At 37.0% G+C, this 15,985-nt stretch carries 18 protein-coding genes and 1 other annotated feature; of the genes, 15 read left to right on the top strand and 3 right to left on the bottom strand.

What is annotated here, in order from left to right:
* A partial coding sequence (locus PVA17_RS22295; protein ID WP_274069008.1) for a peptidoglycan D,D-transpeptidase FtsI family protein occupies positions 1 to 1,366 on the top strand: 1,366 nt, incomplete at its 5' end.
* A gap of 132 nt (positions 1,367 to 1,498) precedes the next feature.
* Here PVA17_RS22295 and PVA17_RS22290 read toward each other — a convergent pair.
* Positions 1,499 to 1,696 (bottom strand): hypothetical protein, encoded by a 198-nt coding sequence (locus PVA17_RS22290; RefSeq protein WP_248716499.1) that lies wholly within the window; start codon positions 1,694 to 1,696, stop codon positions 1,499 to 1,501.
* 378 nt (positions 1,697 to 2,074) lie between these two features.
* On the opposite strand from PVA17_RS22290, the gene PVA17_RS22285 reads away from it, so the two are divergent.
* From PVA17_RS22285 to PVA17_RS22245, 9 genes are all read left to right on the top strand, one after another.
* A complete protein-coding gene (locus PVA17_RS22285) occupies positions 2,075 to 3,049 on the top strand; it encodes a PstS family phosphate ABC transporter substrate-binding protein (RefSeq protein ID WP_132356754.1) in 975 nt (324 codons plus the stop codon).
* 64 nt (positions 3,050 to 3,113) lie between these two features.
* A complete protein-coding gene (gene pstC / locus PVA17_RS22280; protein ID WP_132356753.1) occupies positions 3,114 to 4,061 on the top strand; it encodes a phosphate ABC transporter permease subunit PstC in 948 nt (315 codons plus the stop codon).
* A 1-nt stretch (position 4,062) separates the two neighbouring features.
* Positions 4,063 to 4,941, top strand: coding sequence for a phosphate ABC transporter permease PstA (gene pstA / locus PVA17_RS22275; protein ID WP_132356752.1), 879 nt, complete (start codon positions 4,063 to 4,065; stop codon positions 4,939 to 4,941).
* Positions 4,942 to 4,953: 12 nt separating this feature from the next.
* Positions 4,954 to 5,787 (top strand): phosphate ABC transporter ATP-binding protein PstB, encoded by an 834-nt coding sequence (gene pstB / locus PVA17_RS22270; protein WP_274069007.1) that lies wholly within the window; start codon positions 4,954 to 4,956, stop codon positions 5,785 to 5,787.
* Between the two features lie 12 nt (positions 5,788 to 5,799).
* Positions 5,800 to 6,459, top strand: coding sequence for a phosphate signaling complex protein PhoU (phoU, locus tag PVA17_RS22265; protein WP_132356750.1), 660 nt, complete (start codon positions 5,800 to 5,802; stop codon positions 6,457 to 6,459).
* Between the two features lie 512 nt (positions 6,460 to 6,971).
* Positions 6,972 to 7,844 (top strand): hypothetical protein, encoded by an 873-nt coding sequence (locus tag PVA17_RS22260; protein ID WP_274069006.1) that lies wholly within the window; start codon positions 6,972 to 6,974, stop codon positions 7,842 to 7,844.
* 73 nt (positions 7,845 to 7,917) lie between these two features.
* Positions 7,918 to 8,988 carry a mechanosensitive ion channel family protein gene (locus PVA17_RS22255; protein ID WP_274069005.1) on the top strand — a complete coding sequence of 357 codons (1,071 nt, stop codon included), beginning with the start codon at positions 7,918 to 7,920 and terminating at the stop codon, positions 8,986 to 8,988.
* A gap of 39 nt (positions 8,989 to 9,027) precedes the next feature.
* Positions 9,028 to 9,293, top strand: a binding site (T-box leader).
* A 163-nt stretch (positions 9,294 to 9,456) separates the two neighbouring features.
* Positions 9,457 to 10,842, top strand: a complete 1,386-nt coding sequence (gene trpE, locus PVA17_RS22250) for an anthranilate synthase component I (RefSeq protein WP_132356747.1) — start codon at positions 9,457 to 9,459, stop codon at positions 10,840 to 10,842.
* Complete coding sequence (locus PVA17_RS22245) at positions 10,839 to 11,411, top strand: anthranilate synthase component II (protein WP_274069004.1); 573 nt, start codon at positions 10,839 to 10,841, stop codon at positions 11,409 to 11,411. Before trpE ends, PVA17_RS22245 begins: the two co-directional genes overlap by 4 nt.
* 80 nt (positions 11,412 to 11,491) lie before the next feature.
* Here PVA17_RS22245 and PVA17_RS22240 read toward each other — a convergent pair whose 3' ends face one another.
* Together PVA17_RS22240 and PVA17_RS22235 are read right to left on the bottom strand one after the other, a co-directional pair.
* Positions 11,492 to 11,983: a hypothetical protein gene (locus PVA17_RS22240; RefSeq protein WP_274069003.1), complete on the bottom strand. Its 492-nt coding sequence runs from the start codon at positions 11,981 to 11,983 to the stop codon at positions 11,492 to 11,494.
* A 3-nt stretch (positions 11,984 to 11,986) separates the two neighbouring features.
* Positions 11,987 to 12,439 (bottom strand): hypothetical protein, encoded by a 453-nt coding sequence (locus PVA17_RS22235; protein ID WP_337993628.1) that lies wholly within the window; start codon positions 12,437 to 12,439, stop codon positions 11,987 to 11,989.
* Positions 12,440 to 12,589: 150 nt separating this feature from the next.
* Between PVA17_RS22235 and rpmG the strand changes: the two genes are divergently transcribed.
* The 5 genes from rpmG to PVA17_RS22210 all read left to right on the top strand — a co-directional run.
* Positions 12,590 to 12,739 carry a 50S ribosomal protein L33 gene (gene rpmG / locus PVA17_RS22230; RefSeq protein WP_008408521.1) on the top strand — a complete coding sequence of 50 codons (150 nt, stop codon included), beginning with the start codon at positions 12,590 to 12,592 and terminating at the stop codon, positions 12,737 to 12,739.
* Positions 12,740 to 12,801: 62 nt separating this feature from the next.
* Positions 12,802 to 13,395, top strand: a complete 594-nt coding sequence (locus tag PVA17_RS22225; protein WP_274069002.1) for a 5-formyltetrahydrofolate cyclo-ligase — start codon at positions 12,802 to 12,804, stop codon at positions 13,393 to 13,395.
* Positions 13,388 to 13,597: a YqgQ family protein gene (locus tag PVA17_RS22220; protein ID WP_132356742.1), complete on the top strand. Its 210-nt coding sequence runs from the start codon at positions 13,388 to 13,390 to the stop codon at positions 13,595 to 13,597. Before PVA17_RS22225 ends, PVA17_RS22220 begins: the two co-directional genes overlap by 8 nt.
* 281 nt (positions 13,598 to 13,878) lie before the next feature.
* Positions 13,879 to 15,774, top strand: coding sequence for an LTA synthase family protein (locus PVA17_RS22215; protein WP_274069001.1), 1,896 nt, complete (start codon positions 13,879 to 13,881; stop codon positions 15,772 to 15,774).
* Positions 15,775 to 15,795: 21 nt separating this feature from the next.
* Positions 15,796 to 15,985: hypothetical protein (locus PVA17_RS22210; RefSeq protein WP_274069000.1), on the top strand; the 190-nt coding region annotated here is incomplete at its 3' end.

The raw sequence follows: 15,985 nt of genomic DNA, 5'->3' as shown, positions 1-15,985 counted from the left end.
TTATATTGAAGCGCAATATGAAGATTTACTGCAAGGGCAAAAATCAGTCGTTAAAAATATTACGAATAAAAAAGGGCAGGTAGTCGATACGGTTACGACCTATGAAGGCGAGCCTGGTAAAGATTTAGTCTTAACACTAGATAGTGAGTTAACAGCTGCAACTGAAAAAATTGTTGAGCAAGAGTTGCTAAAATTAAAATCAGGAGGGGCTTCATCTTTACTTGACCGTGCCTTTTTAGTAATGATGGACCCAAATACAGGCGATATATTATCAATGGTTGGTAAGAAAATTGAGAAAAATCCTGAAACAGGGAAAAATGAAGTCGTCGATTATTCATATGGTACATTTACAACAGCTTATGAGGCAGGTTCTGCAGTTAAGGCAGCAACATTACTAACGGGTTACAAGCTAGGAGCTATTACACCAAGCACTGTATTAGGAGATGAACCAATCTGGTTAAAGGGTACTGATGCGAAAAAATCAATTTTTAACCGTAGTGGCTATATTTCAATGAATGGTTTAAGAGCATTGGAGCAATCTTCAAACGTTTATATGTTTAAAACAGCTTTGCTTATTAATGGAACACCATATAGCTATGGGATGCCACTTCGTTTAAATGACGATACATTCCCAAAAATGCGTAATTCTTATGCACAATTCGGGTTGGGTGTAAATACAGGGATTGATTTACCAAATGAAGTTAGTGGGGTACAAGGTCCAACTGGTCCAGCCTATGGGGGTAAAGCACTCGACTTAGCGATTGGACAGTATGATACGTATACACCATTACAATTAGCACAGTATATTTCGACAGTAGCAAATGGTGGCTATCGCATTCAGCCACATGTTGTCAAAGAAGTGCGTGAACCATCAAAAGATGGGCAATCACTAGGTCAATTAGTAACTGAAATAGGACCAACTATTTTAAATCAAATTGATAATTCACAATCTGAAATTAACTATGTGAAACAAGGGCTTCGTCGTGTTTATACAGGTGCATATGGTACAGCTAAAAGACAATTTGCAAATGCACCTTATACAGCGGCAGGGAAAACGGGAACAGCTGAAGTAATGTATTACGGGGATTTACGACAGTATTGGGGTAAGTATTCACTTACTTATACACATGTTGGCTTTGCCCCTTATGAAAATCCTGAAATTGCCTATGCTGTTGTTATTCCATGGGCATCAACAAACCCAGGTCAACCTTTTTCTGCTAATAGTGAGATTGCTAGAAAAGCTGTCGATAAATATTTTGAGTTAAAAGCAAAATATAACACTGAGAAAGTGACTGAAAGTAATGTAAAACAACCAATTTTACCAGCTATTTCAAAAGACAAAATTGGTGAAGATGAGCAAAAATAAAAGAAACCGCTAGTGCATTTATATGCCTAGCGGTTTTTTACAGTTTTAGAGTATAATTGACTACCCGCGAAAAAACACGGTATGAAAAATCACCATTTCATATCGTGTTTTATTAATTTTTATATAAAAAGCCTATTGTACAGATAATTGTTGAATAGCTAATTCAAATTGTTGTTTCGGCTTTAATCCATAAAGCTCTATATTATTACAGAAATAAGTCTCTACCATAAAATCAACGGCTTCCTGTAGAGTATATTCACGATGTTCCATAATAAGTGTTAAATACGTTTTAAAGTAATCGGTATTTTGTACTTTTGTATGTTTAATCACAAAGTCAAACTCCTCTTAGATTATTTCCTGACACAATTGCTTATTATAGCATCTTTCCAAAAGGAAGCAAGTTTATCTGATGATTAAAGCAAAACGGCTATCTGACCTGCATCGGTAAAAAACGCCATGGCGTGTGGCATTATCGAAATGGCCGACAACGTGTCGGACCTCGTACAGCCTAGGCACAATTCAAAATCTGAACGTATTGTTAACCTGGCAACAGCTACAATTGTAAATTCATCTTTACAATTGTTTACAAAGCATTACATTCCTTTACGTCTCTTTTACGAACTGTTTATACGACTTCAACATTTAGTCATTATAGTAAAGATTGTAAGACAAATAACTATAAAAATGTTAGTGACGGAGGCAAATGAGATGAAAAAGTGGAAGTACTTAACGATGACAGCGGTAATGGGTTCAGCATTAATGCTTGGGGCGTGTGGTAGTGACTCTGCACAAAATGGAAAAAATGCAGAAACAAATGCACCAGCGAGCTCAGGACAAGACGCTGCAGACAAAAAACTGCAGGGGGCTGTGGCTGGGGATGGTTCATCAACAGTTGCACCAATTATTGAAGCAGTTGTTGAAGAATATGCAGGGACTCAACCGAATGTCAAAGTATCGGTAGGTGTTTCTGGTACTGGTGGTGGCTTTGAAAAATTCATCGCAGGTGAGACAGACTTTTCAAATGCATCTCGTCATGTAAAAGATGAAGAGAAAGCAAAACTAGAGAAAGCAGGAATTGCTTTTACAGAGCTTCCTTTAGCATATGATGGCATATCTATTGTCGTGAATCCTGAAAATGATTGGGCGAAGGATTTAACTGTTGAGCAATTAAAGAAAATCTGGATTGAAGATGGTAAAGCTAAAAAATGGTCTGATATAGATCCATCTTGGCCAGATGAAAAGATCGTGTATTATTCACCAGGCACTGATTCAGGAACGTACGATTACTTTGATGAAACGATTTTAGACGGTGCTGATCTAGCAAAATCAGCAACATTATCAGAGGATGATAACATGCTAGTTCAAGGTGTAGCAGGTGACAAAAACGCAATCGGCTTCTTTGGCTACGCTTATTACCTAGAAAATAAAGATAAATTAGGGCTTGTAAAAGTAAATGGCGTCGAGCCAACAAATAAAACAATTGAATCTGGTGATTACGCACCGCTTTCACGACCACTATTTGTATATGTGAAAAATAGTGCTATGAAAGAAAGCGAAGCGGCATATGACTTTATCAAATATACACTTGAACACGCAGGAGATATGGCAGAAGCAGTAGGTTATGTCAGTCTACCAGAAGATAAATATAGTGAAGCTTTAAAAACTTTAGAAGGCTTAAAATAAGTAGACATGCATAGAGGGAAAGAGATGTATGCTCTTTCCCTCTCTTATTTGAAAGGAGCACCCAATGGTTTCTCAAAAAGAAAACAAGACATCATCTGTGCAGCAATTAATTGCAAATTCGCGCAATAAAAAATTAAAGAAAATAGTGGAAAAAGCTATGCCAACCCTATTATTTTCTGCGGCACTTATCTCTATATTGACGACATTTGGCATTGTTTTCACCCTTATTTTTGAAACGTTTGAATTCTTTAAACGTGTTTCGATTACGGATTTCCTATTTGGTACACAGTGGCTACCGTTTTCAGGAAAGGAACCATTATTTGGAGTTTTACCTTTAATCGCTGGAACATTGAAAGTCACACTTATTGCAGTTGTCGTAGCAGTACCATTTGGCATTGCTTCTGCAATCTATTTAAGTGAATATGCAAGCGAAAAAGTAAGACGTACGGTTAAACCTATTTTAGAAGTGTTAGCAGGTGTACCAACGATTGTTTATGGCTTTTTTGCATTAACATTTGTAACGCCGATGTTACAGCAAATCATTCCAGGGCTGAAACTTTTTAATGCACTTAGTCCGGGGATTGTTGTAGGCATTATGATTTTACCAATGATTACGTCACTTTCTGAGGATGCGATGTCATCTGTCCCGAACAGTATGCGTGAAGGAGCGCTAGCTCTCGGAGCAACAAAGTTTGAAGTAGCTATAAAAGTAGTATTACCAGCTGCATTATCAGGCATTATTGCTTCAGTTGTCCTCGCTATTTCCCGGGCAATTGGTGAAACGATGATCGTATCACTTGCTGGTGGATCTACACCTAAATTCGATCTAGATGTGACAGACTCGATTCAAACGATGACTGCGTATATAGTACAAGTTGCAACAGGTGATGCTGGCTATGGTACGACAATTTATTATTCGATTTACTCAGTAGGATTCACATTATTTATCTTTACTTTAGTGATGAATTTACTTGCTCAATATATTTCGAAACGCTTTAGGGAGGTTTACTAGCATGCGCTATATTGATGACACGGTCGTCATGAAACGAATGACAAAGCGTATTATATTCAATAAAGTTTGGAAGTTCTTTTTCTTCTTAGCAACGACCTTTGCATTAGTGACACTAGCTATTTTGCTTTATCGTATAGTAACACAAGGTGTCGACTATTTATCAATCGATTTCTTAACAAATTTTGCTTCGCGTTTTGCAGACAAAGCGGGCATTAAGGCTGCTTTAATTGGTTCACTTTGGCTGATGGCAGTTGTTGCGCCAGTGTCGATTATTATAGGTGTAGGAACTGCGATCTATTTAGAGGAATATGCAAAGAAAAATAGACTAAACGACTTTATTCGTATGAATATTTCCAATCTAGCAGGTGTACCGTCCATTGTTTTTGGTTTACTTGGGTTAACAATTTTTGTTCGAATGTTGGGACTAGGGAAAAGTGTTTTAGCTGCCGGTTTAACAATGAGTTTATTAATTTTACCAGTGATTATTGTTGCGGCGCAGGAGGCTATTCGTGCAGTGCCGAATGAACAGCGCGAAGCTTCTTACGGTATGGGCGCGACCAAATGGCAAACGATATTGCATGTTGTGCTACCAGCAGCTATTCCTGGAATTTTAACAGGAAGTATATTAGCAATGTCTCGCGCGATTGGTGAAACAGCACCACTGGTTGTTATTGGAATTCCAGTAATTTTACAATTTTTACCTAATGGTCTGTTAAGCCAATTCACAGCTTTACCAATGCAAATTTACGATTGGGCAAAACGTCCGCAAGAGGCATTTCAATATGTAGCGGCAGCGGGTATTTTAGTTCTTATGACAGTGCTTTTACTGATGAACTCTATTGCCATCTTTATTCGAAATAAATTCCAAAAACGTTATTAATGAGGTGACCTTATGGTACTGGAAATAAAAGAGGAAAATTCAATTGTTAAATCGATTCATACGGCGATAAAGCCATCGACCGATGCTGCTAAAACAGTAGTATATGATACACGTAATTTAAATTTATGGTACGGAGATCATCATGGTTTAAAAGACATCAATTTAAGCATCTACGAAAATGAAGTAACAGCTATAATTGGCCCTTCTGGCTGTGGTAAATCTACCTATTTAAAAACGCTAAATAGAATGGTAGAGCTTGTACCGAGTGTTCGAACATCAGGTGAAATAGTATATCGTGAGCGCAATATTTTAGATAAAAGCTATACTGTTGAGGAATTACGCACTCGTGTTGGTATGGTATTCCAAAAGCCAAACCCATTCCCAAAGTCAATTTACGATAATATTGCATATGGCCCACGTATCCATGGCATAAAAAATAAAAAAATTCTTGATGAAATCGTTGAAAAATCATTGCGTGGTGCGGCAATCTGGGATGAAGTAAAAGATCGCTTAAATCAAAATGCATATGGTTTATCAGGTGGTCAACAACAACGAATTTGTATGGCGCGTTGTTTAGCGATCGAACCAGATGTTATTTTAATGGATGAGCCAACATCTGCACTTGATCCGATTTCTACATTAAAAGTTGAGGAACTTGTTCAAGAGCTGAAAAAAGATTATTCAATTATTATCGTGACACATAATATGCAGCAAGCGGCACGAATTTCTGATCGAACAGCATTTTTCCTACATGGAGAGGTCGTTGAGTACGATAAAACAGACGTTATCTTCCAAACACCAGCAGATCAACGTACTGAAGATTATATTTCAGGTCGTTTCGGTTAAGGAGGAGACTAGATGGTAGTGCGTGAACGTTTCGAACAGGAATTAAAAGAAGTCCAAGAACAATTTATCGAGATAGCCAATAGTAGTATCAATGCTCTTAAAATAGCATTTGAAGCATTATTAAATCAAGATTTAGAGGCATCCTTGAAGATTCTTGAGGACGATATCATCATCAATCGTCTTGAAGAGGAAATTAATGACCATATTATTTTAATGATTGCTAAGCAGCAGCCTGTAGCTACTGATTTACGTCGTCTTATGGTGCTAGTCAAAGCAGCATCTGATATGGAAAGAGTAGGGGACTATGCAGTGAATATTGCAAAAGAGACGATTCGTATCGGCAAAGAGCCACTTGTCTTCCCTACATCAAATTTGCAAACGATGTGTAATAAGACTGTTGAAATGCTAGAAAGTATTATCAAAGCTTTTACAGAGGAAGATACTGTTCATGCCAAGGAAATTGCTGAACTAGATGATTACGTCGATGATTTATATGGAGCGACAATCACGCTATTGATGCGCGCAGGAGCTGAAAATCCAGCACATATTTCTCAAATCACACATTTAACCTTTGTTTGCCGATATTTAGAGCGCTCAGCTGACCATGCAACAAATATTGCTGAACACTTATTTTATTTAGTCAAAGGTAAACATTATGAATTAAATAATTAGTAACAGAAGAGCCAATTATAGGCTCTTTTTAATTTGTCGACATAAAGTGGATCAAAAAACAAAGGTTGATTTTCCCTCCTAGTTGGCGCTTTCCACTGCTTGGACTCAACCTCCTCGTCACTTCGTTCCTGCGGGGCTTTCTGCTTAAGCCCATCCCGCTAGAGTCGCCACTCTCCGTGAATCAATAGTTCCTATCGACAGTATGAGTAAACATAAAACTTTATTCATTAGGAGGAACGTTTGTATTGCGGTCTGATAAGAGCCAATTATAGGCTCTTTTTTTTCATAGTGTTGAAAATGTGCGAAAGCGAAGCGTCAGCGATAAAGCGCTCAATCGGAACGGAAATCAACCCCTCGCCTTGCTGAACAGCCGTATTTTAATAATACTAAGTAACAGCAACGTTTTATTAAAAATAGCGTCAAAATACTGCAAGCGTTATTGTATTGTCAAAAAATTATTTTGGTTATACTATAGACATTATCCGAAAAATTGTGGTGAAGAGGTGCTGCTTGTGAAAGACGCTGTAGAATCACTCTTAGAGAAATTTGATCTGGCATTCACGTCAGAACAATGTGACTTTTTTCGTTTTCTATATGAAAACTTACATCTTGAGGAATTAAGTAACATCGAACAACATTTTTTTATAGATTTTTTTTACAAGAGTGAAACATTGCGAAGTATGGCAGCATTTGCACTTGAATTGGCAGATATCATGCATGAAATTTATGGAAATATACCAGTTGTTGAGCATGCCGAACGATTGGCCAATGGAAAAGAGCAGCGCTTGTATGATGAGCGAAAGTGGCACATAGTTAGGCGTCGAAAGCTTAATCGTCAAAGAATAAAAAAAGGAAATATCCTATATGTTCCGTTTGAGGAATACAAAAAAGAAACAGGTCCAATTATTATCTGCCTTGAGCAAACAACGGGTATGGCGGCATATTCTGACCTTTGTAAGAGCATAATTTTACCGTTCTTTATGAGTGCGCATCGTGAACGTCGAGATTTATATATCGTTCCATATGACTGTCATGTTCATGTACATTTTCGATTTGAAGGCGGGCATTTAAATTTATCCGATTTTAAGGATTTTATAAATTATAGGGCAAATGGAGAAGCAGAAATTCTGCCTGTGCTCCATTTTGTAAAGGGCTTGCTCCAAGAAAATCAACATTGTACAGAAGCAGATGTTATTATTTTTACAGAAGGCACTCCTATTGATGGGCAGCATCTTGTTGGAAAGCAAGCAAAGGCTGTACTTGAGGAAATGAAGCGTAAGTACCATGCTGAATTTTCGGTCATCGTTATGCATGAACATAATTTTAATGAGCAGCAATTTTGGTTTGCTAATAAGGCTTTTTTTGCGGATGATGCAATTCAATAAAAACGGAGCTGATCGTCATTGCTGATCGGCTCCTTTTCTGTGAATATACATAGTAGTTAGAGGAGAATGAAATTTGAATTCATTGAAATGGTTATTACCTAATATTTCAACCCCAACGTGGATGGAAATTATTATTGCCGTTGCACTATGTGTAATTGGTTGGCTTTTTCAGCAGTTTGTTATAAAGAAAATTATTAATCGTACTGTTACATTTTTGAGAAATCGTCAGCGTTACTTTCAGGCAACAGTACTCGCACAATTTAATAAAGCGATTCGCTATGCATTTATGTCTGCAATAATTGTACTCAGCTTATCAATTTTATTAGAAATCTTTTTATTTACACATGTAGCAACTAAAAATTTTGTATGGTCTATTATGGTCTTTTTTGCGTTCAAAGGCGTATACGATGTTTTAAATTATTATACAAAGCAGCCACTGCCGTTGAATAACGATGAAGAACCAAATGTTCTATTACCTTTTTTCCTTCGTATAGGAAAAGTGCTCATTATGATATTGGCAATGTTTACGATTGCTTCTTTTTGGGATTTTAATTTAAATGGCTTTTTAACCGGGATTGGCCTAACTGGTGTCGCGATTGCTTTTGGTATTCGAGATACACTAGCACATGTTTTTGGTGGGATGTCAGTCGCATTAGATAACCCCTTTCAAATTGGCGATTGGATAGCAACGGAGGACCAAAAAATTGAAGGAACTATCGAAGATATTAATCTTCGAAGTACTTTAATTCAAACGGGGGATAAAGGTCTAGTATATGTACCTAACTCCTATTTGGTAAATCGACCAATCTATAATTTATCGAGACGAGAAAAACGAAAATGTGAGCAATTTTTATTCGTAGCTGCTGAAAATGAAGAGGAAAAACTACGAAGTGCTTTAAGTACCATTCAAAAGGAAATTTATTTGCATGCTCAAACAGAAAAAGAAATGATTCATGTATTTATAGATGAGTTTTATCCAACCTCGTATCGTGTCCTTGTGCGTTTCTATGTAACAACAAATGATACGGCGGAGATGCTAAATGTGCGACAAGATATTTTATTTGCTATACGTCAAATCTTTCAAGAACTAACTATTATACTAGCAAATCCAGCTGAAGATGAATGGTTTCGTAATAAAAAATAAATTGAATTGTTAGTTTATTTGCTTTACAATGAATACATGTTATCAGCTTTGATGAAGAGTAGTAACTATTATTATTTGTTATAGAGAGCTAGTGCTTGGTGGAAACTAGTACAAATAAATAGTGAATGGACTTCGGAGCTCTAATCCTGAATAAAGTATGGATTAGCGTCTGCCTACGTTACAGGGTATAGAGTGGGTCTTTTAACTCCTTCAGCAGGTATTCAAACGTCAGCTGAATGTAATTATGCTGGTGCATAATTAATAAAGACCAATGAAGGTGGCACCACGGCTTTTCCGTCCTTTTGTGATGGGAAGGCCTTTTTATATGGTTTGGCGGAATCAATAGTGTTTTACACAGTTTCAAATTCCGGACGCAATGTTTTTAGAAGCGAAAGCGTCCATTACGCCGAAGCCTAATTGATTATTTTTGGTGTAGAAGAGCAGAGCAAAGAAGAGGAGAGAAAGAGTATGACAGTTGAGCTTAGAAAGTTTGCCATGAAGGTATTACAGGGTGATATGATGACGCCAATTTCCGTTTATCAATCACTTGAAGGGGAGCATAAAATGCTTTTCGAGTCGTCTGCCAAGCATGAAGAAAGTGGACGTTACTCATTTATTGCCGTCAATCCAATTGCAGAACTGATTGGAGATAAGAATGGTTATTCATTTTCCAAAGGTGGAGAAACAGAAAAATCGAGTACCAATGTATTAGAAAAATTACAGCAAGTTATGCCCTTTCATCAGGCGCAGTACCCGTTTGCCTTTTTTGGAGGAGCAATTGGTTTCTTTGGTTACGAAACAGCATTTTATTCAGAAAAAATAGGCGAATACTTACAGGATGATTTAGAAATGCCGGATGTCCATATTTTTTTCTATGATACATTCATTGTTTTTGATCATTTAAAGCAAGAGATTACACTAGCAGCAATTGATTTATTTGATGAAGGGCGTTCTCTTGAAGCGATGGAATTGGCTATTTCTATGATGAAGGAGCAGCTATATGCTGGAACAACATTTGACGACACGACGTTTGGAAAGCTAGATTTCAGACCAATGATCGCCAAAGAAAATTTTGTAGCACTGGTTGAACGTGCAAAACAGCATATTCGTAAAGGTGATATTTTTCAGATTGTTTTATCACAACGCTTCACTTCACCATATACAGGTAATCCTTTTGCTTTATATCGTCAATTACGTACTTCTAATCCTTCACCATATATGTTCTATATGGATTTCGGCACGTATACCATTTTAGGAACATCTCCTGAAAGTCTCGTTAAGGTGAAAGATCGAAAGGTAACGACCAATCCTATAGCTGGTACGAAGCCAAGGGGTAAAACTGTGGAGCAGGATAACGTGATTGCGGAAGGTCTCTTAAATGATGAAAAAGAAATCGCTGAACATCGGATGCTGGTGGATTTAGGGCGAAATGATCTTGGACGTATTGCCAAAGTGGGTTCAGTAAAGTTGATGAAATATATGCATATTGAGCGATATAAACATGTTATGCATATTGTATCAGAGGTTATCGGAGAATTACATGATGATGTACATGTTTTGGATGTTCTTCGAGCTTGCTTACCTGCTGGTACAGTATCAGGTGCGCCGAAAATTCGTGCTATGCAACTTATCAATGAGCTCGAGCCTGTGAAGCGTGGTGTCTATGCAGGTGCGGTAGGCTATATTTCTGCTACAGGTGATATGGATTTAGCTTTAGCCATTCGAACAATGATCATAAAGGATCATCGTGCCCATGTACAGGCAGGTGCTGGTATTGTTTACGATTCAGTGCCCTTGTCTGAATACGAAGAAACGTTAAATAAAGCTCGAGCGTTATTGGAGGTGAAAAAATGATTTTACTGATCGATAACTATGATTCATTCACCTATAATTTATTTCAGCAAATACGAATGCTTGGGAAAAATGTAAAAGTAGTACGGAATGATGAAATAACAATTGAAGACATTCAGAAAATACAACCTGAAGCCATTATTTTATCACCCGGCCCAGGTAGGCCAATTGATGCAGGAATAACAGTAGATGTGATCAAAGAGCTTTATACGAAATTTCCGATTTTGGGCATTTGTCTTGGACACCAATCGATAGGGCAAGCATTTGGAGGAAACATTGTTCAAGCTAAAAATATAATGCATGGAAAATTATCGCCTATTCAATATGAAAAAACAGGCTTATTTGCTCAGTTAGATGGTAAAATCGAAGTAATGCGTTATCATTCTCTCGTCATTGAGCAAAGCACGTTACATGAGGATTTTAATATTTTAGCAAAGTCTAGTGATGATAGTGAAATTATGGCAATTCAACATAAGGAGTACCCACTCTTTGGGCTGCAATTTCATCCAGAATCCATTGGGACAAAAGAGGGCAGTATCATGATGCGAGCTTTCATCGAACAAATTTCATAAATGAAACAAAAGAGGCTGTCATCGAAAATCAGTAGTTGTGATTTTTGATGACAGTCATCTTTATTAATCGAATCGTACTATTATTGCTTTTTCCCTGTAATCAATTTTGCAATTTCCTCTAAAGACATCGAAGAATTGACTTCGTAAGAGCCAATTTGTAAGCTTCGCGCGTATTTAGGGTTAGCAAGTAGCAGTTCCATTTCAACACTATTGTCGATAATGCCACCATCTTCAAGCTTTTGCGCCACGATATATGGTGTGATACCACTGTAAATTTGGAGTGACATAGTTGTAGTTTTTGCCGGTGCACCGCCCGATTTTTGATTTTCTTTAGCCGTTGTTTTAGCAGTATCTGTCTTCGTTTCCTTTGAAGGTTGCTTAGCTTGTTCCTTTAATAATGCAATTTCTTTATTTGCTTGGTCGAGTTTTTTTTGCAACTCTTCTACATTTTCTGCATTTGGGGAAGCTTTAGTTGGAAGACCGATATTGAGATCGAAACGCGCCGCTAAAGCTAGCAAAGCTCCGATAAGAAAAAGCGCAATACCAAATGCACGGATAGCGGACATTTTCATGAATTACCGACCTCCGTTTGCAATTACTTGGCGGACTTGCTCTTCAGTTAAATTTGAACGAATACTGATATCTGCTGTAGATAGACCCTGCTTATTTAGTTCAAGCACCTGACTTACAATAATTTGATGTATAGGTTTCGTTTTTGGTGCAGCCTGTCCTGTTTTCGATGCCTGAGCAGCCTGTTGAACAGCTTGCATAACTTGTTGAACTTTTGGGTTTGGTATCGCGTTATTTTGTGCTGGCGGTGATTTAACCTGGAACTCTGGCTCTAATAACAGTTCTTCCTCAACAATTTTCAGACGACGTTTTAAATTATTTGTTTCTTGAAAAATAGAGATGGATAGCTCCTCTACATCTTGTTCGACCTTTTTCGCGCTATTTTTGAAAAAGAACGAAGTAATAATTAGAAGAATCCCTACAATCATAAGTATGATGGATAAATCCAATAGTTTCACCTCATTAAGTATGTAATTATAAGGTATTTTACCATATGCAAACTTAATATGAAATGAAGCTAGATTTTTTTTTATTTTATGTTATAATGGGTTAGTCGTATAAATCATGCTCAAAATTTAAATTCTTGATATAGAGTGGGAGGGTTAATAATGCGCGTAAACATTACTTTAGCTTGCACAGATTGCGGCGAACGTAACTACATTTCTAAAAAGAACAAGCGTAACAATCCAGAGCGTCTTGAACTTAAAAAATATTGCTCTCGCGAGAAGAAATACACTCTTCACCGTGAAACTAAGTAATCGCTCATTAAGCCAAAACCACTTGTGGTTTTGGCTTTCTACATTTTAGGAGGTAGCTTAGCATGGATAAAACAACTTTGCGGAACGAGGTAAAGGAAGCTCTTGCAAAAATTAGCGAAGTAGCTTACCGCGATCAATCAAATGCTGTAGTTAAAAAAGTGCTACAGGAACCATATATAATAGAAGCAACTACAATTGGCATTACTATTTCCAATAAGCCAGAAGTCGACACAATTCAATTAATTGAAGAACTATGGCAACTTGGTAAAAAAGTCGCTGTGCCTAAATGCAACTCAAAAACAAGAGAAATGTTATTTTACGCCATTGACTCGTTTGCCCAGCTAGAAACTGTGTATATGCATTTGCGTGAGCCAATTCCAGAGCAGTGTGAGTTTGTTGACGCAAATGAAATGGACGTCATACTTGTTCCAGGAGTTGTTTTTGATAAGTTCGGCTATCGTATAGGCTATGGCGGTGGTTATTATGATCGCTATGTATTAAACTATACAAAGGGTAAGCTCATGTCTTTGTTATTTAATGAGCAGCTATATGAACGTGTACCTACAGAAGCACACGATTGCCCAGTAGATATCATTGTGACACCGACAAAACGTATTGACTGTGTAACACAACGAGGAGCGAACAAAAATGGATAAAATGTTAGATATTTATGAATTATTAAAAACATATGGTACTTATATTTACACACGAGATCCCATTGGTGATTTGATGTTAATGGAGGATGAAATTCGTGAGTTGTATAAAGCGAATGTACTAGATATTAAAGATTACCAAATGGCATTATTACTAATTCGACAAGAAACAACAAAGCTACGCATGAAAGAAAATAATAAGTAATGTTTTAAATATAATTTATTTGTGGTATTGTAAAGATAATGTAATATGTATGTAATATTCTTAAAAAACAGTGGTTTTCCACTGTTTTTATGATTTACGAAACTTTTTACAAACGAAAACGTATATATTACTATCCGGCCCATTTACCCAACAAGGGGCACAGTTTTTCCCAAAATATATCTATTGATTATCTGTAAAAAATGGATTAAGATATATTTTGTTTCAGTAACAAATTGTTAAAAATATTATTTTTTTGTAAGAAAGTAGGGAGGATGTTAAGGATGAAATCAATAAAGTGGCCTAAACATTCATTTATGATACTAGCAATCGTAGCAACTTGGATAAAAACGGTCATTGTTTATCACACAAGCTTTGAGATGAAAATTGAAAATGCGATGCAACAATTTATTTTGTTTATTAATCCATTAAGCTTCGTGCTATTTGCTTATGGTATATCGTTATTCTTTAAATCGCCAAAAGTTAAAAGTCGTTATATAATAACTATCAGTGTTATCTTGTCAATCGTCTTATACGGGAATGTTGCGTTCTATCGCTTCTACAACGACTTTATTACGTTACCGGTATTATTCCAAACAAATAACTTTGGGGATTTAGGAACTTCAGTAGCAGCGATTGTTAGCCCTTGGGATTTACTATATTTCGTTGACGTACTTATTCTTATTTTAGCTAATAAATATTTACCTATGATGAAAGATGCAGTAAAGGTAAACGTGGAATTCCGTCGCGCGTACTTCGTATTAGCGATTGCTGTGTCGTTCTTAAACCTAGGATTAGCTGAAACAGAGCGTCCACAATTGTTAACACGTAGCTTTGATCGTGAATTACTTGTAAAAAACATCGGTACTTATAACTACCATTTATATGACATTTATATTCAATCAAAATCTTCTGCTCAACGTGCATTAGCGGATGGCAGTGAATTAGTAGAAGTGAACAACTATATTCGTTCTAATCAAGCAGCAGTCAACCCTGAAATGTTTGGTAAATACAAAGGTCGTAATTTGATTGTTGTATCAATGGAGTCTTTACAGAACTTTGTGATTAATAACCAAATGGATGGTCATGAAATTACACCATTCTTAAACTCTTTAACAAAAGATAAAGATACGTATTATTTCAGTAACTTCTATCACCAAACTGGACTAGGGAAAACTTCTGACTCGGAGTTTATTTTAGAAAACTCATTGTTCGGCTTAGGTCGTGGTGCGGTATTCTTCACACATGGTGGAAATACGTATAACTCAATGGCTGAGCGTCTTGGTGATAATGGCTACTTTACAAATGTCATGCATCCGAATAATAAATCATTCTGGAACCGTGACATAATGTATCAATCATTACACATTAATAAATTCTATGACATAGATTCATATAAGATTGGCGAAGGGCAAGCTGTTAACTGGGGTATGAAAGATATCCCATTCGTAGAGCAATCTGCAGCATTAATGAAAGATATGCCACAGCCGTTCTATTCTCGACTAATTACTTTAACGAACCATTATCCATTCACATTGGATCCAGAAGACGTAATGATTCCTGAATACACTTCAAATTCAGGTACATTAAATCGTTATTTCCAAACAGTTCGTTATATGGATGAAGCACTTAAAGACTTCTTCCAAAGTTTAAAAGATCAAGGTGTATATGATAACTCGATTATTGTCATGTATGGTGACCATTACGGTATTTCAGAAAACCACAACAAAGCGATGGCTCAATATTTAGGAAAAGATAGCATTACACCATTTGATAATGCAATGCTACAAGAAGTACCTTTATTTATCCATATTCCTGGATCAGGTGATGGTAAAGAAATGACAGAGATTGCTGGACAAATGGATTTACGTCCAACAATTCTACACCTTCTTGGCGTTGAAACGTCAAAAGATATGCAACTTGGTGCAGACCTATTCTCACCAGAGCATGAAGACTTCATTGTTTTCCGCGATGGTCGTTTTGTAACAGATAAATATTTATATGCTGGTGAAGCTTGCTATGACAAAGCAACTGGTGAAGAAATTGATGGTGAGCCATGTCAGCCATACGCTGATCGAGCTACGAAAGAACTTGAAAGTTCGGATGCCATCATTAACGGTGATTTACTCCGCTTCTATGACCAAAAGACAGGTAACTTGAAGCAAGGAGCAGCCAAGTAACAACAAGAGAGATCTCATTTAATGGAGGGCACTGAAAAAGCCCATATCTTCTCACATTGCGAGGTATTCAACGATTTAATCGTTGAATACCTCACTTTTTTCATTTGGCACTCTGTGACTCTACTGTTGTTTTCCGAAGCATTCCGCTCGCTTTCCGCGGGCGAGCGCCGAGCCTCCTCCTACGCTTCGCTTCGTGCGGGGTCTCGTCTGT

The sequence above is a fragment of the Lysinibacillus sp. CNPSo 3705 genome (assembly GCF_028674935.1).
Classification (GTDB): domain Bacteria; phylum Bacillota; class Bacilli; order Bacillales_A; family Planococcaceae; genus Lysinibacillus.
The sequence above is the reverse complement of the archived record's forward strand: the minus strand, read 5'-3'. Positions and strand labels throughout refer to the sequence as shown.